General features: G+C 40.8%; 25 protein-coding genes. 18 read left to right on the top strand and 7 right to left on the bottom strand.

Translation table 11 applies throughout. The annotated features are described in order from the left end of the window. The first annotated feature begins 202 nt into the window (after positions 1-202). Positions 203-1360, top strand: coding sequence for a homogentisate 1,2-dioxygenase (locus tag IQ13_RS18730; protein WP_144888157.1), 1158 nt, complete (start codon positions 203-205; stop codon positions 1358-1360). Positions 1361-1405: 45 nt separating this feature from the next. On the opposite strand, the gene IQ13_RS18725 is transcribed toward IQ13_RS18730, so the two are convergent. Continuing rightward, positions 1406-2368, bottom strand: coding sequence for an NAD(P)-dependent alcohol dehydrogenase (locus IQ13_RS18725; RefSeq protein WP_144888156.1), 963 nt, complete (start codon positions 2366-2368; stop codon positions 1406-1408). A 110-nt stretch (positions 2369-2478) separates the two neighbouring features. Here IQ13_RS18725 and IQ13_RS18720 point away from each other — a divergent pair, with 110 nt between their 5' ends. Genes IQ13_RS18720 through IQ13_RS18690 form a run of 7 tightly spaced genes read left to right on the top strand, consistent with a single transcriptional unit; the run spans position 2479 to position 9292 of the window. Beyond that, the gene (locus IQ13_RS18720; RefSeq protein ID WP_144888155.1) at positions 2479-3096 is read left to right on the top strand and encodes a TetR/AcrR family transcriptional regulator; all 618 of its coding nucleotides are present in this window, start codon (positions 2479-2481) and stop codon (positions 3094-3096) included. A gap of 42 nt (positions 3097-3138) precedes the next feature. Beyond that, on the top strand, positions 3139-4392 hold the full coding sequence (locus tag IQ13_RS18715; RefSeq protein ID WP_144888154.1) for a TolC family protein: 1254 nt from the start codon (positions 3139-3141) through the stop codon (positions 4390-4392). 1 nt (position 4393) lies between these two features. Continuing rightward, positions 4394-5332, top strand: coding sequence for an HlyD family secretion protein (locus IQ13_RS18710; RefSeq protein WP_144888153.1), 939 nt, complete (start codon positions 4394-4396; stop codon positions 5330-5332). Between the two features lie 5 nt (positions 5333-5337). Continuing rightward, a complete protein-coding gene (locus tag IQ13_RS18705) occupies positions 5338-6255 on the top strand; it encodes an ABC transporter ATP-binding protein (protein WP_144888152.1) in 918 nt (305 codons plus the stop codon). A 2-nt stretch (positions 6256-6257) separates the two neighbouring features. Continuing rightward, positions 6258-7004 carry an ABC transporter ATP-binding protein gene (locus tag IQ13_RS18700; protein ID WP_144888151.1) on the top strand — a complete coding sequence of 249 codons (747 nt, stop codon included), beginning with the start codon at positions 6258-6260 and terminating at the stop codon, positions 7002-7004. 18 nt (positions 7005-7022) lie between these two features. After that, complete coding sequence (locus IQ13_RS18695; RefSeq protein WP_144888150.1) at positions 7023-8177, top strand: ABC transporter permease; 1155 nt, start codon at positions 7023-7025, stop codon at positions 8175-8177. Then, entirely contained in the window at positions 8174-9292 is a 1119-nt protein-coding gene (locus IQ13_RS18690; protein ID WP_144888149.1) for an ABC transporter permease, read from the top strand. The genes IQ13_RS18695 and IQ13_RS18690 overlap by 4 nt, the downstream gene beginning before the upstream one ends. Positions 9293-9304: 12 nt before the next feature. On the opposite strand, the gene IQ13_RS18685 is transcribed toward IQ13_RS18690, so the two are convergent. Together IQ13_RS18685 and IQ13_RS18680 are read right to left on the bottom strand one after the other, a co-directional pair. Further along, positions 9305-9916 (bottom strand): outer membrane beta-barrel protein, encoded by a 612-nt coding sequence (locus IQ13_RS18685; protein ID WP_144888148.1) that lies wholly within the window; start codon positions 9914-9916, stop codon positions 9305-9307. 26 nt (positions 9917-9942) lie between these two features. Continuing rightward, the gene (locus IQ13_RS18680; RefSeq protein WP_144888147.1) at positions 9943-10566 is read right to left on the bottom strand and encodes a DUF4136 domain-containing protein; all 624 of its coding nucleotides are present in this window, start codon (positions 10564-10566) and stop codon (positions 9943-9945) included. Between the two features lie 148 nt (positions 10567-10714). Between IQ13_RS18680 and IQ13_RS18675 the strand changes: the two genes are divergently transcribed. The 10 genes from IQ13_RS18675 (at position 10715) to aroQ (ending at position 16844) form a co-directional block, all read left to right on the top strand. After that, positions 10715-11122 carry a hypothetical protein gene (locus tag IQ13_RS18675; protein WP_144888146.1) on the top strand — a complete coding sequence of 136 codons (408 nt, stop codon included), beginning with the start codon at positions 10715-10717 and terminating at the stop codon, positions 11120-11122. 118 nt (positions 11123-11240) lie between these two features. After that, entirely contained in the window at positions 11241-11459 is a 219-nt protein-coding gene (gene infA, locus IQ13_RS18670; protein WP_129130093.1) for a translation initiation factor IF-1, read from the top strand. A 71-nt stretch (positions 11460-11530) separates the two neighbouring features. Next, a complete protein-coding gene (gene ykgO, locus IQ13_RS18665; RefSeq protein WP_038084689.1) occupies positions 11531-11647 on the top strand; it encodes a type B 50S ribosomal protein L36 in 117 nt (38 codons plus the stop codon). Between the two features lie 101 nt (positions 11648-11748). Then, positions 11749-12129, top strand: coding sequence for a 30S ribosomal protein S13 (rpsM, locus tag IQ13_RS18660; RefSeq protein WP_144888145.1), 381 nt, complete (start codon positions 11749-11751; stop codon positions 12127-12129). 165 nt (positions 12130-12294) lie between these two features. Continuing rightward, positions 12295-12699: a 30S ribosomal protein S11 gene (gene rpsK / locus IQ13_RS18655; protein WP_129130091.1), complete on the top strand. Its 405-nt coding sequence runs from the start codon at positions 12295-12297 to the stop codon at positions 12697-12699. Positions 12700-12854: 155 nt separating this feature from the next. After that, entirely contained in the window at positions 12855-13460 is a 606-nt protein-coding gene (rpsD, locus tag IQ13_RS18650; protein ID WP_129130090.1) for a 30S ribosomal protein S4, read from the top strand. A gap of 126 nt (positions 13461-13586) precedes the next feature. Further along, on the top strand, positions 13587-14585 hold the full coding sequence (locus IQ13_RS18645) for a DNA-directed RNA polymerase subunit alpha (protein ID WP_144888144.1): 999 nt from the start codon (positions 13587-13589) through the stop codon (positions 14583-14585). 95 nt (positions 14586-14680) lie between these two features. Beyond that, positions 14681-15181, top strand: a complete 501-nt coding sequence (gene rplQ / locus IQ13_RS18640; protein WP_144888143.1) for a 50S ribosomal protein L17 — start codon at positions 14681-14683, stop codon at positions 15179-15181. A gap of 72 nt (positions 15182-15253) precedes the next feature. Then, positions 15254-16375 (top strand): glutamine-hydrolyzing carbamoyl-phosphate synthase small subunit, encoded by a 1122-nt coding sequence (gene carA / locus IQ13_RS18635; RefSeq protein ID WP_144888142.1) that lies wholly within the window; start codon positions 15254-15256, stop codon positions 16373-16375. Between the two features lie 49 nt (positions 16376-16424). After that, the gene (gene aroQ / locus IQ13_RS18630) at positions 16425-16844 is read left to right on the top strand and encodes a type II 3-dehydroquinate dehydratase (protein WP_144888141.1); all 420 of its coding nucleotides are present in this window, start codon (positions 16425-16427) and stop codon (positions 16842-16844) included. Here aroQ and IQ13_RS18625 read toward each other — a convergent pair. Genes IQ13_RS18625 through IQ13_RS18615 form a run of 4 tightly spaced genes read right to left on the bottom strand, consistent with a single transcriptional unit; the run spans position 16789 to position 21040 of the window. Further along, positions 16789-18393 (bottom strand): sulfatase-like hydrolase/transferase, encoded by a 1605-nt coding sequence (locus IQ13_RS18625; RefSeq protein ID WP_144888140.1) that lies wholly within the window; start codon positions 18391-18393, stop codon positions 16789-16791. The two genes, aroQ and IQ13_RS18625, sit on opposite strands and share 56 nt — an antisense overlap. A gap of 7 nt (positions 18394-18400) precedes the next feature. Next, the gene (locus IQ13_RS18620) at positions 18401-19774 is read right to left on the bottom strand and encodes a class I SAM-dependent methyltransferase (RefSeq protein WP_144888139.1); all 1374 of its coding nucleotides are present in this window, start codon (positions 19772-19774) and stop codon (positions 18401-18403) included. Continuing rightward, entirely contained in the window at positions 19758-19931 is a 174-nt protein-coding gene (locus IQ13_RS21525) for a hypothetical protein (protein ID WP_199758311.1), read from the bottom strand. The genes IQ13_RS18620 and IQ13_RS21525 overlap by 17 nt, the downstream gene beginning before the upstream one ends. Continuing rightward, complete coding sequence (locus IQ13_RS18615) at positions 19928-21040, bottom strand: M20/M25/M40 family metallo-hydrolase (RefSeq protein WP_144888138.1); 1113 nt, start codon at positions 21038-21040, stop codon at positions 19928-19930. The genes IQ13_RS21525 and IQ13_RS18615 overlap by 4 nt, the downstream gene beginning before the upstream one ends. Between the last annotated feature and the right edge of the window lie 46 nt (positions 21041-21086).

Raw genomic sequence — 21086 nt, 5'->3', positions numbered from 1 at the left:
ATTTCACTTATTGGATTGATAAAAGAAAATGGAAATATAGTTTTCTTATTACTTCGCTTGAGTTAACCGTCGGTAAGTCCGAAAGTTAGAAAGACCGAAAGCGTTCTGCTACTAGTTGAGCAGCACGATTCTTTTCTGTCTTCCGGACTGACTTCTTTCCGACCAAATCAAAAATCATACATCCTAAATCAGACATTATTTTATGGCTCACTATTATACATTGGGAAAAATTCCGCACAAACGTCATACTCAGTTTCGCAAGCCTGATGGCGGTTTGTACAGCGAACAGTTATTTTCAACCGAAGGTTTCAGTGATGATTATTCATTGCTGTATCATTGTCATCCACCCACACAGATCATTAAAACAGAACCACAGGTAGATGTAAGTCCGCAGATAGCCGAAGAGAAAATGCTCAAGCATCGTTGTTTTGAAGGTTTTCACATTAAGCCTGGCGGTGAGTTTTTGGAAAGCCGTACTCCGGTATTGGTCAACAGCGATTGCCATATTGTATTAGCTGCGCCAACAAGTGGAACGGCAGATTATTTCTACAAGAATACCGATGCCGATGAAATGATTTTTGTACATGAAGGAAGCGGTACGGTAAAAACACAGTATGGTGATTTGCCTTTTGGTTACGGCGATTATATTGTGTTGCCAAGGGGTACAATTTATCAGATAGAATTTAACGATGACCGGAACCGGTTGTTTATTGTAGAATCGTTTACGCCGCTTCGTTTTCCAAAACGATACATGAGTAAGTATGGGCAATTGATGGAACATGCGCCATATTGCGAAAGGGATATCCGTAAGCCGCAGGATTTGAAAACTTATGATGAAAAAGCTGATTTCCTGATCCGTGCAAAAAAGAAAGGGATGCTGTACGGTTTGCACTATGGTACGCATCCGTTTGATGTAGTGGGCTGGGATGGCTGCTGCTATCCATACATTTTTTCTATTCATGATTTTGAACCTATCACCGGCCGTGTACATCAGCCACCACCTGTGCACCAAACCTTCGAAACAAATGCGTTTGTGGTTTGCTCGTTTGTGCCACGTTTGTACGATTATCATCCCAATGCAATCCCGGCTCCGTACAATCACAGCAATATTGATAGTGATGAAGTGATTTATTATGTGGATGGTGATTTTATGAGCCGAAAAAATGTAACAAGAGGAATGATCACACTTCATCCTGCAGGTATACCACATGGTCCGCACCCCGGTGCGGTTGAAAAGAGCATTGGTGCAAAGGAAACCAAAGAACTGGCGGTAATGGTAGATACTTTCCGACCATTAATGTTAACGAAGCAGGCACTTGAAATTGAAAATGAAAATTATAGCATGAGCTGGGCTGAATAATTCTTTATGAACGATAAAAGAGCGTTGCCTTGCAACGCTCGTTTATTATGGCATTATAATTAAAACATTACCTGTTTTCTGTCCGCTGTTAACATATGTAAATGCTTCTGCCAGTTGGTCAAGTTGGTAACTGCGGTCGATTAGCGGTTTGAATTTTTTCGCTGCCAGCAGTTGTTGCATCAACGCTAAAGTTCCTCTGATGTCTGTTGGTATGGGAAAAATCATTTGCTTTGATGTGAACATCGTCGTAAACGGCAGGTACAGATTTTCGTTGCCTGGGCCAAGCTCCGATGACATGTATTTGCCTTTCTCTTTTAACAGTTGTTTGCAAACAGCAAAGCTGCTTTTACCCACTGCATCAAGTATATGATTGTACCGTTGTTTAGTAGCAGTAAAATCTTCTGTTTCGTAGTTTATGACTTTGTCAATACCAAGTGACCGTATGCGTTCAATAGTTTTACCGTTGCATACGGCCGTAACATTTGCACCAGTATGATTTTTTAAAATTTGCACAGCGGCCGAACCAATTGCTCCCGAAGCACCGTACACCAGTACATCGTCGCCCGCCTGCATGTTTGCTTTGCGAATGTAGTTCCATGCATAGTGTGCGCCTTCTGCACTGGCAGCAGCATCTTCAAACGAACAATCATCGGGCATTAAGGCAAGAGCTGCTGTTTCTTTTTGTACAACATAAGCTGCATGTGTTGCTGCTCCGTGATCGTTGAAGCCGAACAGCCTGTCGCCTGGTTTAAAGCGGGTAACATTTTTACCAACCGCTTCCACCACGCCGGCAAAATCGGTGCCTGTACTTACATGCCTTGCTTTTGGAAAGCCCACAAAAAAACGAAAGATGAAGGGCGCTCCCCACAATACACCACAGTCGGTTCTGTTAACAGTGCTTACGTGTACACGTATCAACAGTTCATCATCTGCAGGATGCGGTTTAGGAAGTTCTTTGATGCTTAGAATTTCTGGTCCACCATAGTGGGGGCGGTAACTTGCGAGCATAGTGATGAGGAAGGTTTTTTGAAAATTGGTTAGGACAACTAAAAATAAACAGAAAAAAGCTTGGAGCAACGGAATTGGATATTTACTTTTGTTAACCATTTGGTTAAATAATGGCAAAGCGTTTAAAAGACCATACAACAGAGGAGGCCATTTTGCAGGCTGCACGGAATGTGTTCATTAAAAAGGGCATGTATGGTGCCCGCATGCAGGATATAGCTGATGAAGCAGGCATAAACAAGGCTCTGTTGCATTATTATTTCGAAAGCAAGGAAAAGCTGTTTGGAAAAATTTTTGAAGAAGCAGCTGCTCACCTTTTTCCGAAAGTAAATGAAGTGCTGAATTCTGATGATGATCTGTATACCAAGATCGAAAGATTCTGTGACGAATATATTACAGTTGTGATTGAAAACCCTTATCTGCCTTTGTTTGTAATGAACGAGGTGAATCAGGATCCTGTTTATTTTATGAAGAAAGTTTGGGGCGATAAACAAAAACCAAATCCGTCAAAATTTCTAAAGCAGATTGAAGAAGAGGTGCAGAAAGGAAAGATTAAACCCATCAGCCCGTTACAGCTGATGATGAACCTGCTGTCGATGACCATCTTTCCGTTTGTGGCAAAACCCATCTTTCAAATGAACCTTGGGCTGGATGAATTTCAGTTCCGGCACGCTATGGAACAACGGAAAAAAGAAATACCCCGTTTTATCATCGATTCGATTAGAAAATAATTTTTTTGAACACAGTTTAACTGTTTGGTTAAAATTTAATGTATGAACAAATTGCTCGTTTTCTGCCTGTTTTTTTCGCAGTACGCTTTTGCGCAAACCATTACGCTGGAGCAGGTGCAGCAAAAAGCAAAGCAGCAATACCCGCTTATAAAGCAGAAAGGCCTGGTAAAGCAGGTAAAAGATATCAGTATCGAAAACCTGCGCAAAGGTTTTCTGCCGCAGCTGTCTCTTAGCGGACAAGCGACTTATCAATCGGAAGTAACAACGGTAAAAATTCCTTTTCCGGGAGTGAACATTGAGCCGTTGAGCAAAGACCAATACAAACTGGTAGCCGATGTAAACCAGATGATTTACGACGGTGGTTTGCTGAAACAACAAACGGCTATGCAGCAGGTGAATGCAGAAGTGGAAGACCAGAAGATAGAAGTGGAGTTGTATAAACTGAACGAACGCATCAACCAGGTTTACCTCAGTATTTTGTACATCGATGAACAGTTGAAGCAAACAGAACTCGTTCGGAAAGACCTTGAAACCGGGTTGAAGAAAATTGAAGCACAGGTGAATGGCGGTGTAGCGTTCAAATCAAATCTTAATTTACTCAAGGCCGAACTGTTGAAGATCGATCAACGCATCATCGAATTGCAAAGCACCCGTACAGGGTTGCTGGATGTGCTCACCTTGTTTACAGGCGAAAACTATATCCCCTCCACACAACTGGAAAAGCCGGTTGTGCAGTCACCGGCATATGATGCAACAGTAAGCAGACCGGAGATCAATCTTTTCCAAAAGCAGCAACAACTGTTGGGTGTGCAAAACAATCTCATCAAAGCGAAAAATTTACCAAAGACAAGTTTCTTCTTTCAGGGTGGTTACGGAAGACCTGGTTTAAATTTTCTGGAGAACAAGTTTGCAACGTACTACGTAACCGGTGTAAGGTTTAATTGGGCCTTCGGCGGATTGTACACAGCTAAAAAAGAAAAAGAGTTGATCGGTTTAAATCAACAGATCATTGCTGTGCAGCAGGATGTATTTCTGCTCAACACCAACACACAGCTAAAACAACAGCAGGCGGAGATCGATAAGATCAAACAACTTATTAGTAAAGACAATGAAATTATCGACCTGCGGATAAAAGTAAAAGAAGCTGCAAACGCACAACTTGAAAACGGTGTTATTACTGCCAACGATTACCTGCGTGAGGTAAACGCAGAAGACCAGGCAAGGCAGACATTAATTCTTCACCAGCTGCAGTTACTGCAGGCACAAATAAATTATCAAACGATCAAAGGAAAATAATATGGTACGTACGTTTATTTTAATCATGCTTTCGCTGGCAGCACTTGCTGCATGTAAGAACAGCGGTCAAAAGTTCGATGCAACAGGCACATTTGAAGCAACTGAGGTGATTGTTTCATCAGAGATCAGTGGAAAAATTATTTCACTGAACATCAACGAAGGCGATACTGTTTCCGCTAATAAAACTGTTGGCGTTGTAGATGCAGAAGGTATTTCATTGCAGAAAGAACAGGTAGAAGCCAGCATCAGTTCGCTCAACGAAAAAACGGCTGATGTTTCGCCACAGGTAAAACTGTTGCAGGATCAGTTGGCTGTTCAGCAATCGCAACTGAATAATTTGTTGCACGAACAAAAGCGTATTGAGAAATTGGTAGCACAGGATGCTGCTACAGGAAAGCAGCTCGACGATATCAATGCACAGATTGATGTGGTGAAAAAGCAAATGAATGTTACCAAACAACAGATTGCTGTGCAGCAAAGCAATGTATCTACACAAAACAGGGCTGTGTTGAGCGAATCAAAACCTTTGCAAAAAAGAGTAGCACAGTTAGATGATCAGTTGAAACGTGCAAACATCATCAACCCCATTAACGGAACAATCCTAACTAAGTATGCAGAAGCAGGAGAGTTAACATCAACCGGAAAAGCATTGTATAAAATTGCCGACCTCAGTACATTGAAATTGCGAGCTTACGTTACAGGCGATCAGTTGTCGCAGATTAAACTCGGGCAAAAAGTAAAAGTAATGGTAGATGCAGGCAAAGAGCAATACAAAGAAATGAACGGCAACATTACATGGATTTCTGATAAAGCCGAGTTTACACCAAAAACCATTCAAACAAAAGAGGAGCGTGCAAATCTTGTGTACGCAATTAAGATTGATGTGAAGAATGATGGTTATCTAAAGATTGGTATGTACGGCGAAGTAATGTTTAAATAAGCAAAATGTATTCTGTAGAGGTACAACATATCAGCAAATCGTATACGGTTAAAAAACAAACCACTCCCGCTTTGAAGGATATTTCTTTCTCAGTAAAAAAAGGAGAATTGTTTGGCATTATCGGTCCGGATGGTGCAGGTAAAACATCGCTGTTCCGTATTCTCACAACATTGCTGTTGGCAGATGAAGGAACTGCAACTGTTGAAGGAATGAATGTGGTAAACGAATACAAAGCCATCCGGAAGCAGGTAGGGTATATGCCCGGCCGTTTTTCGTTGTACCAGGATTTAACAGTAAAAGAAAACCTTGATTTTTTTGCGACCATTTTTAATACAACCGTTGATGAAAACTACGATCTCATCAAAGACATCTACGTGCAGATAGAACCGTTTGCTGATCGTAAAGCCGGAAAACTTTCCGGTGGTATGAAACAGAAACTGGCGTTGAGTTGTGCACTCATTCACAGGCCGACGGTTTTGTTTTTAGATGAACCGACTACAGGAGTGGATGCTGTATCAAGAAAAGAATTTTGGGAAATGCTGAAGCGTTTGAAAGAACAAGGTATTACCATACTTGTATCAACACCCTATATGGATGAAGCAGAAATGTGCGATCGTGTAGCATTGATTCAAAATGGTTCTATTCTCAGTATTGATACGCCGCAACAGATCGTTGCATCCTTTGCGGAAACAATGCTGGCAGTGCGTTCAACAAACATGTTGCAGCTGTTGAATAAAGTGCGTGAATCTTCTTTTGTAGAAAATGCGTACCCATCAGGCATTTATCATCATGTCATCTTAAAGCAGCATGCAACAGCCGAACAGTTGGAGCAGGAGCTGCAGGCAGCAACTTTTGCCGGATTGGAAATAAAGAAAGGTCAGCCAACAATTGAAGATTGTTTCATGCAACTCATGCGAATTTGATTATGGCAAGCGATAAAATCATAACAGTCGATCATCTCACCAAACGCTTTGGAGTGTTTACAGCAGTAGATGCCATTACGTTTGATGTGCACAAGGGTGAGATCTTTGGTTTCCTCGGTGCAAATGGTGCAGGTAAAACAACAGCTATGCGCATGCTGTGCGGTTTGTCGATGCCGACCAGTGGTAAAGCAACTGTTGCAGGTTACGATGTGTATACGCAAAACGAACAGATCAAGAAAAGCATTGGCTATATGAGTCAGAAGTTTTCGTTGTACGAAGATTTGACGGTGAAAGAAAACATGCAATTGTACGGTGGTATTTATGGAAAGAGCAATGCATTCATTAAGGAGAAGACGGCATTTATTCTTGAGCATCTGCATTTGCAGGATGAAGCAAACAAACTGGTGGGTTCGTTGCCATTGGGCTGGAAACAGAAACTGGCATTTTCTGTTGCTATTTTTCATGAACCCGAAATTGTTTTTTTAGATGAACCAACAGGCGGTGTTGATCCTGTTACACGAAGAGAGTTCTGGAATATGATTTACCAGGCAGCAGATAATGGCATCACCATTTTTGTTACCACGCACTATATGGATGAAGCGGAGTATTGCAACCGGGTAAGTATTATGGTGGATGGGAAAGTGGAAGCCTTAGATACACCTGCTATGCTCAAGCAGCAATACCAGTCGGCTACAATGGATGATGTGTTTTTAAAACTGGCACGAAAAGCAACACGCAGCGGCGATTAATGCAATTAAACTTATTCAATGAAGCCTCAGCAACATACACAAGCAAAACAAAAAAATGGAGCAGCCCGCAGGCAGTTCTTTTCTTTTGTAAAAAAAGAATTGCTGCACATCTGGCGGGATAAACGCACACTGTTTATCCTGTTGGGGATGCCGGTGGTGCAGATCATCATCTTCGGGTTTGCATTAACCAACGAAGTAAAAAATTCGAAGATTGCTGTGCTCGATCAATCGAAAGATGCAGCAACTGCTTCGTTGATTGCCGAATTGAATGCAAGCCGTTATTTTGATGTGGAAGCAAATCTTACTTCGTATAAAGAAATTGAAGCTGCATTTAAAAAAGGAAAGATCAAACTGGCTGTGCTGTTGCCATCGCAGTTTGCAGAAGACCTGAAGCATGTAAACAAAGCCAGTGTACAGTTGATCGCTGATGCATCCGATCCGAACGTTGCCAATACACTCACCAATTATGCAACAGCGGTGATTATGGATTATCAGGATCGGATCACTAATAAACAACGCTTGCCTTACAGTATCAATGTGGAAACAAGAATGCTGTATAATCCCCAATTAAAAGGCGCTTACAATTTTGTGCCCGGCGTTATGGCCATGGTGTTGCTGCTTGTTTGTACCATGATGACGGCGATTACCATTGTTCGTGAAAAGGAAATGGGTACCATGGAAATTATGCTGGTATCGCCTATGCGGCCGCAAATGGTGGTGATTGCAAAAGCAGTTCCTTATTTCTTATTGTCTTCTATCAACATTGCCAGTATTTTGTTGCTGAGTGTGTTTGCATTGGAAGTGCCGATTAACGGAAGCCTGTTGTTACTGGTTACAGAAAGTTTGTTGTTTACGCTGGTATCCCTTTCACTTGGGTTATTAATCTCTTCCGCTGCTGCATCACAACAGGTGGCGATGTTTATTTCACTGGTTGCTTTGTTTTTACCAACAGTGATGTTGAGTGGCTTTATGTTTCCAATTGAAAATATGCCCTTCCCGTTACGGATGATCTCGAATATTGTTCCCGCAAAATGGTTTTATATCATCGTACGTTCGGTTATGATTAAAGGTGTGGGACTTGCGGCGGTGTGGAAGGAAACGCTCATTCTAACTGGTATGCTGTTGTTCTTTCTAACAGTTGCCATTAAACGATTTAAAATTAGATTGCAATGAGGACGTTGAAATTTTTATTGCAGAAAGAGTTCCGGCAAATTTTTCGTGACCCGGCTATCCTCCGCATTATTTTTATGATGCCGGTTATGCAGCTCATTATTTTACCATGGGCCGCTGATTACGAAATCAAGAATATTAAACTGGCTGTAACCGATAAAGATCATTCAGGCTACTCAAAAAAACTCGTTTCAAAAATTACTTCGTCGGGTTACTTTCAATTAACGTCTTACGAAAGCTCTTATAACGCATCGCTTGAAAAAGTGGAGGATGATGAAGCCGATCTTATATTAGAAATACCTGCTTCCTTTGAAAAGCAGTTGGTGAAAGAAGATGAAGCAACGTTGTTTATTGCGGGCAATGCAATTAATGGCGTAAAAGGAAATTTGGGTAGCGCTTATCTCCGTTCCATCATACAGGATTTTAACCGGGAAGTAAGGCTGGAGTGGATACAGTTGCCGAAGTTCAGTCCGCAAACACAAATAGAAGTGCGTTCTTCTAACTGGTTTAACCCGTTGATGAATTACAAGTATTTCATGGTGCCGGGAATTTTGGTATTGTTGTTAACAATGGTGGGCGCTAATCTTACAGCCATCAATATTGTAAAGGAAAAAGAGATCGGTACAATCGAACAGATTAATGTAACACCGGTTAAAAAAGTGCATTTCATTATTGCCAAGCTGGTTCCGTTTTGGATTTTGGGTTTAATTGTGCTTACGCTCGGGTTATTGATCTCCCGTTTGTTTTATGGCATTCTTCCCGCAGGCGGGTTTCTCACTATCTATGTTTTTGCTGCAGTGTATTTATTAGCAGTACTGGGATTAGGATTACTTATTTCAACTTATGCCGCTACCCAACAACAGGCCATGCTCATCTCATTTTTCCTGATGATGATTTTTGTACTGTTGGGTGGATTGTATACTTCAATCGATAGTATGCCTGTGTGGGCACAATGGATTACACGCTTCAACCCGGTATCTTATTTTATTGATGTGATGCGCATGGTCGTGCTCAAGGGCAGTGGTCTTGCGGATATCAAGCAACAGTTTGGTACTATGGCGTTGTTTGCTGTTGTGCTCAACAGCTGGGCAGTACTCAACTATCGTAAGCGTAGCTAAATATTGCTGTCATTAATTTTTGGCAAAAAAGAAAATACCCAGGTTTAGCGAAACAGTTTGCAAATTCTTTATATTGCTATATTTAAAGGAAGTGAAATTGTAACGCACCGACAGATCCATTCCCGCCAGCGAGTACTTGTTAAACGCAATGCGTGCTCCAATTGCTGGTGAAACAGAAAGCTTAACGCCGCCTTCATTATCTACAAGTGTGCCGTACCATTCTTCATAGTTTACAAAACTTGCCCCGGCACCAAGGTTGACATAGGGTTGAAACAAACTGCCTTCTTTTACTTTACTGTAACCTGCTGTAAGCATAAACGGAACAACCTGTAGCGAATGCGATTTTACAGCCGACACTTCGGTTTCGCCGATGGTATATGTTTGCCGGTCTTTCTTTTGATAGAAGTCGGAATAGCCGCCTGTTAATCCAACTGATAGTTGGTTATTAATAAAGTATTGGTACGAGGCGCTAAAACCACGGAACGAAGGTTTTTCAGCAAAAGCTTTCAAGCTGCTAATGGGCAAATGAGTTGATTGCTGTATGCTGATTTTTGATAATCCCTGTTGTGCCCAAACCGGTGTCGTAACAACTGTTATCATCAATAAAAAGAAAAGACGTTTCATTGTACTCGTTGTTTTCAGGTGAACGTTTAGTTTTTGCGTATGTAGGGAGCGATATCAAACAATCCCTTTACGATCAGGGGAACTGTTTGGGTATTAAAAATCTGTTCGCCACGGATAGTACCGCTCCATAAAATACGCAGTGAATTGCCGCTGGTATTTTTCAGGTCAATAATATCTATTGCCCATGCCGATTCGTTACTGTTGTAAAAAACAAACTGCGTAGGTGCCCAGCCATAGCCGGGGTACCCCCAAAAGGTAGGGTCCCAATATCCCCAGGTGGGATCCCACCAACCATTATACACTGCTACATTGGTGTAGCTGTTATCTACCCTGGCAATACTGATACCCAGATCGGGGTTGTTGTTTTTTGCAGTAAGTGTGTAGCCACGTTCCTGCATGGTAGATTTTATTTCAGCAATCATTGATTGGGCAAGACTGTTTGTTTCGTAGTTACCGCCCTGCCTGTTGCTGATGAGAATGACAGAGTCGGGGATGGCTATAGTTTGAAAGCCGGCGTAGTTAACCCCGTTTTGTCCGCTGCTGATATAAACCCAGCTTTCCGATACCGTAAGATTCCGGGCGGGTTCTTTGCGGCAGGAACTAAAACCTATCGTTGCAAGGAAAAGAAGTAAAAAAGGCAATCGTTTCATATCCTCGTGTTTTATTAGGTATTAACAAAAAGAAGGCCATTGAGTTATAAACAAGCTGTTAAGATTGCTTTTTTGAACCCTAAGCTCCTTTCTGCATTTTTATCATTATTTTTTTAAATTAGAGGGAACAATAAAAAACGATTGCATTATGATTAAAATTTCCGATCTCAAAGAAGGCGATTTCGTACTGGTAAACAACGAAGGCACTACAATGGAAGGAGAGGTGATTGCGGTTGATAATGTGCAGAAAATGGCACAGGTTTCAACCGGCGAAAACAACGAATTCTGGTACGAAGCCGATGCCCTGAGTGCTATTCCGCTCAGCGATGAGGCGCTTAAAAAAATTAATTTTCAAAGGGAAGATCAGCCCGATGGTTCGGTCAAGTACATGAAAGGAGCATTCCGGGTTCAGATCGAGCGTCCTAACGATTTCAGTAACATCAATTTCTGGTATCGGGAAGATAAGCGCCATGTAAATCAATCCATTGCATTGCATCAGTTGCAGAATTACTACCTCAATATGACCAAGGTGCATCTCACTGCAGAAGTGATTTAATCCTGAATTCTTTATAAATTTGGCCCCGCACGGATGATTTTTTAAGAAAATGCCCGTCGGGGCTGATTTTTTTGTACAATTTTCAGGAAATCCTCCTATCTTTGCGACCCCAAAAAGTATGGCGAAACAAGCACTAATTAAGCAAGACGGTAAAATTTTAGAAGCATTGAGCAATGCTATGTTTCGTGTACAGCTCGAAAATGGGCATGAGATTCTGGCTACGATCTCCGGAAAAATGAGGATGCACTACATCCGCATTCTTCCAGGCGATAAAGTCGGAGTGGAAATGAGCCCTTACGATTTGAGCAGGGGACGTATTATTTTCAGATATAAATAAGCAACAGCTTATTCATATAATTATATAACAATAGCTCGCAGCGAACAGCTTGCAGCACAAAGCTTAAGAAAATGAAAGTTAGAGCATCCATTAAGAAGCGTAGCGCCGACTGCAAGATCGTTCGCAGAAAAGGCAAGCTTTATGTAATTAACAAAAAGAATCCCCGCTTCAAGCAGCGCCAGGGATAAGCACTAAAACTCAAAACTCAGAAGCCAAAACGCAAAACAAACTTTGGAATTTGGATTTTGGAATTTGAAACAAACAACATTTAAAAAATAACCGATAAGTTATGGCTCGTATTGCCGGTGTAGATTTACCAAAAAACAAAAGAGGCGAAATAGGACTTACCTATATCTATGGTATTGGTCCCGCTACTGCCAAATACATTTTAGATAAGGCAGGTATTGATGTTAACAAGAAAGTTCATACATGGAATGATGATGAACTCAATGCTATCCGGAACATCATTACAAATGAGTTTAAGGTAGAAGGTCAATTGCGTAGTGAAGTGCAAATGAGCATCAAGCGTTTGCTTGATATCGCTTGCTACCGTGGCTTGCGTCACCGTAAAGGATTACCAGTTCGTGGTCAGCGTACGAAAACAAACAGCCGTACACGTAAGGGTAAACGTAAAACGGTTGCAGGTAAGAAGAAGGCAACTAAGAAGTAATAAAATCAGCCACGAGCTCAGAGCATTAAGCTTTGAGCTTGCGGCTTTTTTATATACACCAGTTCTTACAGGTTAACAGCAGATATCCCGGTGTAGATGGAGCGTTGATCTGGTCTCGTTAAAGCGGGATTATTTTTAAACAAATGATTACCTCGGTTTTCAATTATGGCAAAAGCACAACAGGTGAGCGCTAAGGCAGCCGCCAAAAAAAGAGTTGTAAAGGTTGATGCACACGGTGATGCACACATCAGCGCAACATTCAACAACATCATCATCAGTTTAACAAACAAGCAAGGACAGGTTATTTCCTGGAGCAGCGCCGGTAAAATGGGCTTCAAAGGTTCTAAGAAAAACACTCCTTATGCTGCACAGGTAGCATCTGCAGAAGCTGCGAAAGTTGCTTTCGATGCAGGTATGAAGCGTGTAGATGTTTATGTAAAAGGACCCGGTTCTGGTCGTGAAAGCGCTATTCGTGCTTTATCACAATCAGGTATTGAAGTAGCAATGATCAAAGACGTTACTCCTTTACCACACAACGGTTGTCGTCCTCCTAAAAAGAGAAGAGTTTAATGAAAAGGCTGTCAGCTCATAGCTATGAGCTGACAGCTTTCTTATATATTTTTTGAATCGCCATTGATTCATTTTAACAAAGGGTGACTGATTAATTTTTAACGCTTTTACTGATCAGTTCACCGGTTTCTAAAAAGCGTAAATGAATAAAAACTATGGCACGTTACACTGGTCCTAAGACCAAGATCTCCCGTATTTTCGGTGAGCCAATCCTCGGCAATGGTAAATGGTTGGGTAAAAACAGCAACCCTCCAGGCCAACATGGCGCACAACGTAAACGTAAAACTTTAGGTGAATACGCTTTACAGCTGCGTGAAAAACAAAAAGCTAAATACACTTACGGTGTATTAGAGAAGCAATTCCGTAAAACATTTGAAGAAGCTGCACGTTTGAAAGGTGTAACCGGTGAAAACCTGATCCGCCTTCTCGAAGCACGTTTGGATAACACAATTTACCGTTTAGGTATTGCTCCAAGCCGTCCTGCTGCACGTCAGCTCGTAAGCCACAAACACGTTACTGTTAACGGTATCGTGGTGAACGTTCCTTCTTTCCAACTCAAACCAGGCGACATTGTGAGCCTGAAAGATAAGAGCAAGGATAATACTTCTGTAACAAGCCAGATCAAAGGAAAGAATCCTAAGTTCAACTGGATTGATTACAACGAAGCTGAAATGAAAGGTACATTCATTGCTTTCCCAGAACGTGAAAGTGTTCCTGAAAACATCAAGGAACAACTGATTGTGGAATTGTACAGCAAGTAACAATGAGTGATCAGTGATGAATAATCAGTGATCAGCAGAATTACACGAAGCACAAGTGTGCGACGCAACAGCAGTACAAGCAAGGCGTAACAGCCGATTACAAAAATGTAAAACAGAAACTTCAATATGGCTATTTTGAATTTCGTAAAACCCGACAAAATTGTTCTTCAGAAAGCAACTGATTTTGAAGCACAGTTTGAATTCCGTCCGCTTGAGCCTGGTTATGGTGTTACCATCGGTAACGCATTACGCCGTGTGTTGCTCAACTCTTTGGAAGGTTACGCTATTACCGGTATTAAAATCGAAGGCGCCGACCATGAGTTTGCAACTGTAAAGGGTATCAGCGAAGACGTTGTAGAAATTATCCTTAACCTGAAACAGGTTCGTTTTAAGAAGAAGGTTGATCATGAGGTTGCTCATGAGAAAATCACTTTGAGCCTAAAGAATAAAACTGAATTCACAGCTGCAAATATTGGTGAAGGAACACAGACGTTCGAAGTAATGAACCCTGAGTTACTCATCTGCACAATGGATCCAAGTGCTAAACTCGACATTGAAATCAACATTTCAAAAGGTCGTGGTTATGTTCCTGCAGAGGACAACAAACCAAAAGATGCTCCATTTGGTTACATTGCTACTGATTCTATCTTTACGCCCATTAAAAACGTAAAGTACCTGATTGAAAATACACGTGTGGAACAACGTACCGACTTCGAAAAGCTGGTGATGGATGTTGTTACCGACGGTACAATTCACCCGGAAGAAGCAGTTAAGCAGGCAAGCCGCATTCTTATTCAACACCTGATGATCATCACAGATGAAAACATCACTTTCGACAACAAGGAAGAGAAGAAAGAAGATGTGGTGGATGAGCAAATGCTGCAACTCCGTAAGGTATTGAAGACGCCTTTGGAAGATCTCGATCTTTCAGTACGTGCCTTCAACTGTTTGAAAGCTGCGAAGATTAACTCGTTGAGTGAACTGGTACAGTACGAGCAGGAAGACCTTATGAAGTTCCGCAACTTCGGTCAAAAATCTTTGGCTGAAATTGAGCAGGTGTTAGGCGAAAGAGGCTTACACTTTGGTATGGATCTTCACAAAATGGGATTAGATAATATCGATTAATCGCTTTTAGTCAGCTGCACTTGTGCGGCTGACTATTTTTTTAAACATAGTCTTGTAATTCCTGACACGGTACAAGATTTTAAAATTTAAACGTCATGCGTCACGGAGACAAAATCAAAAATTTGGGACGTACCGCTTCTCACAGAAAAGCGTTACTGACCAACCTCGCAATTGAGCTGATTCAACACAAACGTATTGTTACAACCTTAACAAAGGCAAAGTCTTTGCGTACCTGGATCGAGCCATTGATCACGAAGGCAAAAGATAACTCTACTCACAGCCGTCGTGTTGTGTTCAGTTACTTGCAAAACAAAGAAGCTGTTGCTGAATTGTTTGGTGCAGTTGCTGAGAAAGTAGCAAGCCGTCCTGGTGGGTACACTCGTATCCTGAAGTTGGGTATTCGTACAGGTGATAATGCAGAAAAAGCAATGATTGAACTGGTTGATTTCAATGAAATCTACGGTAAAGGCAAAGGCGAAGCTGCTGCTCCTGCTAAGAAAACCCGTCGTGCCGGTGGTGCGAAGAAAAAAGCTGAAGCAAAAGCTGATGAAGCTGCTGCTCCTGCTGAAACTACAGAAGAGAAATCAGCTGAGTAAATTAAATGTTGAAAATTTTCTGATAGAGAGGCAGGCCATTTGGTTCTGCCTCTTTTATTTTTGTACTTAATTATGACACAACCACATAAACCTACAGGAACGCAAACAGCCATTCTGATGTTGGAAGATGGCAATGTATTTTATGGTAAAGCATTCGGTAAAATTGGTACCACGACGGGTGAAATCTGTTTTAATACAGGAATGACCGGTTACCAGGAAGTATTTACCGATCCTAGTTATACCGGCCAGATTGTTATTATGAACAACGTGCATACGGGTAACTATGGTACTTATGAAAAAGATGTTGAAAGTAACAGTGTAAAGATTAAAGGTTTGATTGGTCGTAATCTGGAAGATCGTTTTTCACGCTATACTGCTGATAAATCGTTACAGCAATATCTTGAAGAGCAAAACATTGTTTCCATTGAAGATGTGGATACCAGGGCGCTTGTAACACACGTTCGTACAAAAGGAGCAATGAACTGTATCATCTCTTCTGAAATACTGGATGAAGCAAAACTTAAAGAAGAATTAGCGAAAGTACCTTCAATGGAAGGTTTGGAGCTGGCAAGTACTGTTAGTACAACTGAAGCTTACAATATGGGTGATGAAAATTCACCTGTGCGTATTGCAGTAATGGACTTTGGTACAAAGCTCAACATCTTGCAGTGCATGGTCGATCGTGGTGCTTACCTGAAAGTGTTTCCCGCTAAAACAAAAATTGAAGAGCTGAAGGCGTTTAACCCTGCCGGTTATTTTATTTCAAATGGTCCTGGTGATCCTGCAAGTATGGATTATGCCATTGAAACGGTAAAGGCGATCATCAACGAAAAGAAACCAACTTTCGGTATCTGCCTTGGTCATCAGTTGCTGGCGTTAGCAAACGATATTACTACGTTTAAAATGCATCACGGTCATCGTGGATTAAACCACCCGGTGAAAAACCTCGTAACAGGTTTGTGTGAGATCACTACACAGAACCACGGCTTTGGTGTTGATCCGGAAGCTGTGCGTAAGGCTGCAAATGTTGAAATTACACATGTGAATCTGAATGACGAATCGATTGAAGGAATCCGTTTGAAAGATCGTCCAGCATTTTCGGTGCAATATCACCCGGAAAGTACACCTGGCCCGCACGACAGCCGTTACCTCTTCGATGATTTCATCAACATGATCAAAGCGAGTTTAAATTAATACGAAGCCCCGGTTTAATATCGGGGCTTTTCTTTTTTATATTTATGCCATGAAGAAGATCGCCATCATAAACGGACCTAATTTAAACTTACTTGGCAAGCGTGAACCAGGTGTGTACGGGAATCAATCATTCGAAGAATATTTCGAGGAACTGAAAGCAAAATTCCCTGATGTAGAATTTCATTATTTTCAAAGTAATATTGAAGGAGAGCTGATCAATGAGCTGCAGCGAGTTGGCTTTTCTTATAATGGGATTATTATGAATCCTGGTGGTTATACGCATACTTCAGTTGCCATTGGCGATGCCATTGCTGCCATTACAACACCAGTTGTGGAAGTGCATATTTCTAATGTGCATGCCCGTGAAGAATTCCGTAAGCTTTCTCATGTAAGTGCAAAAGCTGCCGGCAGCATTATTGGTTTGGGGTTGAAGGGGTATGCGTTGGGGGTATCTTTTCTGATTTCTTAATTGCTTCGGTGTTCTCTGTACCAACAAGTGTGCTGCTATCTTTAAATAAACGAAGGTTTGCATGATAATATTTATTTAATACAAGTCTGAATGTATTAACAGGTGAAACAGAATCGTATAGTGATTGGTATTGTCTATCCGGGAAATAGAAGGCTGAATAGTTATTAAAAGCATATCCATTCTCTTGTGCCTCTTTTGTTTTAAATCCATGATCACCTGCTACAATAATGATGGTGTTTTTTTTATTATTCGCCTGTATAAATGTTACCAACTCACGAATAGTGGTGGTTGCAAACCGCAGCTGTTCATAATAACCAGTAAGGTCTTCTTGAGAATTTTTTACAATCGTTTTTTCGGGCGCTTTTAGATTACCTGTACTGTCAAAAACATAGGGTTCGTGCGGCAACATAAAGTGACCATAAACAAACTTGGGCTTGCCTGTTTGACTACAACTTTGCTTAACTAAGGATATGGTTGTATCGAAATATGTTTTTTTAACTACACTTCTTTGATGAATAAGATCTAACTGATGCTTATGAATAAGATCGATGTTAATACGTGTATAATTCCAGAAAATATCTTTGTAAATACGGCCCGGCAAAGTTTTAAACGAGAAATGATATTTTTTAAGATTGGTAAAGTATGAATCACCAGGCCATTGTTCGTTGTTGAAAGAAATGGGTTGATAACTGTTTACGACATAGTTTTCTTTCTGCAATATTCTAAAAAGCGAGTTGTCTTTAAATGAAGAAGAACCCCAGAAATACACCTTTAGATCGTTCATAACAGGTGCAATCCACGGAGGTAAATAATCCATATTCAATGTTGAGGAAACAGAATGGATTGTCCAGTTATAGTTAGCTTTTGCATTGGTTGCTAGATAAAAGCCTCTGCTCGTTAAAAAACTATCTAGATCAGAAATGCTTTTACCTGTTGTGGTTAATATACTTTTAGACGATGCCATCGCATCAAATATCAAAAAGTAAATATCTGGTTTTAATGAGTCTTCCTGCTTTACAACGGGATGGTATTCGTTGTATGCATTAAATCTGAAGTCTATTAAATTATGGACACTTTTATCTAATTGATATCGTTTTATACTATTAGGTATTTCGCTAAGAATGAGAACAATGAAAAGTAGATTAAGGAAGGTGTAAGCATCTGTTCCAATCTTCCTTTTTTTAAGTACAATAAACAAAATTAAAAACAATCCGAGGCTAAAGGGAAGTATAAAAACATATTTCCCAAAAATGGGCGATAACGTGATTTTCTTAAAACTGTCAAATATAAATCCAAAAGTTAAATTGAATAAGAGTAGAAAAAAAGTAAAGATTGCAGCTGATTTCTTTTCCTTCATTGAAAAATAGACAGCAGCGTACACAACGAAGGTAGAAACGATAACTATGGCGAAATTGTAAAAGATAAAACCTGCAGATAGAAAACCAAACAACTCATTATAGCCGCTGTAAATAAAAAATACAGGCAGCAAAAAGAGAAACAATGGATATTTTCCGAGAAATACTTTGCTTCGATAAACGATGCTTTGCATAAAAGACTTACTTTTTTCGATATAGTAACATACTTCGTTGCGAACCGTTAACTACTGTTTTCTGTTCTAATATAAAAAAATCAGCAAACGATTTTTCAAACTGCTCAAGTGTATATTCTTCAAAAATATCTTTCCGCCAGTGCAACATGCTTTGCACTTTCAGATCTTCTTTCGGCACAAATTCAATAATCAACGTGTTGCAAATGGATGCAAAAAAGGAAGCCAGTTGCTGAAGCGAAATATTCTTTGCAATCGCCAGGTGATGAATGAGCGCCAACGCCAAACATACATCTGCTTTTGTACGCTCAAAAAATGCTTTGCGTTCGTTGTTCACCCAACCCATTGCCGGAGAAGGATAGGTTAAGTCGAGCACAAGCGGTTGAATATTTTTCCGCTTTTCTTTTTTTAGCCGTTTATACAATGAGTCTATACAAGCACTGTCGAAATCTGTAGCAATCACTTGCGCATCTTCTCTGCAGAGTAAAGAAAACTCTCCTTCATTTGCACCAAGATCAAGTACGCTGTTGTACGATTGATTGGCGAGTATGGAGCTTACGAGATTTTTCTTTTCTGAAAGATAAGTTTCGCTCAGGATTGTTTCGTTATAGTAATTATTCCAGGTTGTTGTTTTTTGCGGAAGCTGCAGACTTTCAATACAGCTGCGTAAACTTTCAAGGATCTGTTCAATATTTTTCTGCGACAGTTGCTTTCCCGAATTTTTTTTCTCGCCTGCTGGTTTCGCTGCGAGCTTTGCCTGTAAATGTACATGCAGGTAAACAACTGCATTGAATTTAGTTTTAAATGGCAGTAATTTCGACGTTACTGAAGCAGGTACACCATCGGGATAGCTGAGCAATAATTTATTTACCTCTAACCCTGAGTATGCAGCAAGCAGCAAAGGGTTCAGGAAACATTCGCAAAACTGGCGGTAAGCAACCCAAGATTCACCAGCAGTATATTTTTCAAATGAAAGAGTATCAATCAGCTTCCATTTGCCATCTACCCATTGCATGTTGGTATGCGTTGCATCTTTCAGGATCATTCCTTTTTGCAATGCAAGCTTGCAAACGGCAAGCGTTGCCAAAGCCGCATCTTTTAATTGGCTGAAACTCCATTCCCATGCATACGAAAAGAAAGGGAGTTGTTGTGGTATCAATGTTTTGTACCAATCTGCACGGCCGGTATGGTTGTCTGTAGATTCGGTAAACGGAAGGAGTAAATTCTTTTTTAGTAATTCAGCTGCAAGGCCACTATCCATCAATAATGAATAGTGGCTGGCATATGCTGTGGAAACAAAACGGTAAACGGTTCCGTTTTGTTCATAAATAAAACCGGCGGGGTCCCGGAACGAAGCAGGATGATGATTAATCAGCTGATTCATTCTCCTCCTCTTCTTTTTTAGGTGGTGTTTTTACAAAGAAACTTTTTATCCAGTTCCATCCACTTTTAAAATAGAAGATTACGCCCAACACTGCTGCAATAATTACCTGCACAAGGTAACTTCCACTACCTGGATCGAGATATAACAACTGCATCATAAATAGCGCAGGTTGGTTTTAGGAGTTAACGCCAATAAGCTTTCATATATCAGCATAATCGTATTTTCAATATCACTCTTATGCAGCATTTCAACAGTTGTATGCATGTAACGCAAAGGAATGCTGATGAGTACTGAAGGACATCCATCATTTGCATAAGCAAACGAATCAGTATCAGTACCTGTACTGCGGCTTAACGAACGCCATTGTACAGGAATTTTCTTCTTCTCTGCAACATCTGTTACAAAGTCGAGCAGTTTATTGTGTACAGCCGGAGCAGTAGCCAGAGAAGGTCCTTTACCACAGGCAATTTCGCCTTCTACAATTTTACTGATCATGGGAGTGGTTGTATCATGTGTAACATCAGTAACAATTGCCACATCGGGTTTAATACGGCGTGCAATCATTTCGGCACCACGTAAACCAATTTCTTCCTGCACCGCATTTACGATGTATAAGCCAAACGGAAGTTTCTTTTTATTTTCTTTCAGCAAACGAGCCACTTCTGCAATCATAAATCCACCAATGCGGTTATCGAAGGCACGGGCAATATAATAGTCGTGTGCAAGCTCATCAAACCCTTCTTCGTAGGTAACAACACAGCCCACTTTAACACCTAATTCTTCCACTTCTTTTTTCGAACGTGCGCCGCAATCGAGCCACAGATTGTCTACACGTGGCGATGGTTCTTTTACGTCGGGGTTACCTAAACGTGTATGGATAGCAGGCCAGCCGAAAACAGCTTTTACAATTCCTTTTTTGCCATGGATAAACACACGTTTTGCAGGAGCAATCTGGTGATCTACACCGCCATTGCGTTTCAGGTAAATTAATCCTTCAGGTGAAATATAGTTTACAAACCAGCTGATCTCATCGGCATGGCCTTCAATAACTACTTTAAACGGATGTTCGGGATTAATAACACCAACTGCCGTTCCGTAAGGATCAACAAAATGCGTATCAATATAAGGCTTCAGGTACTCGAGCCATACTTTTTGTCCGCTGATTTCGAAACCAACAGGAGAATGTGTGTTGTGGTAATTTCTTAAAAACTCCAGAGACTTTTCTGTAAGAATCGATTTTTTCTTAGCTGCTTTTGCTTTTGCCATCGGTTTAGTGCTTTCAGCAAATGTACGGTTTCGCTTCTTTTAAACA

Source organism: Lacibacter cauensis (assembly GCF_007830055.1).
Lineage (GTDB): Bacteria > Bacteroidota > Bacteroidia > Chitinophagales > Chitinophagaceae > Lacibacter > Lacibacter cauensis.
Note: the sequence above shows the minus strand (reverse complement) of the source record. Positions and strands in the feature narration are given on the sequence as shown.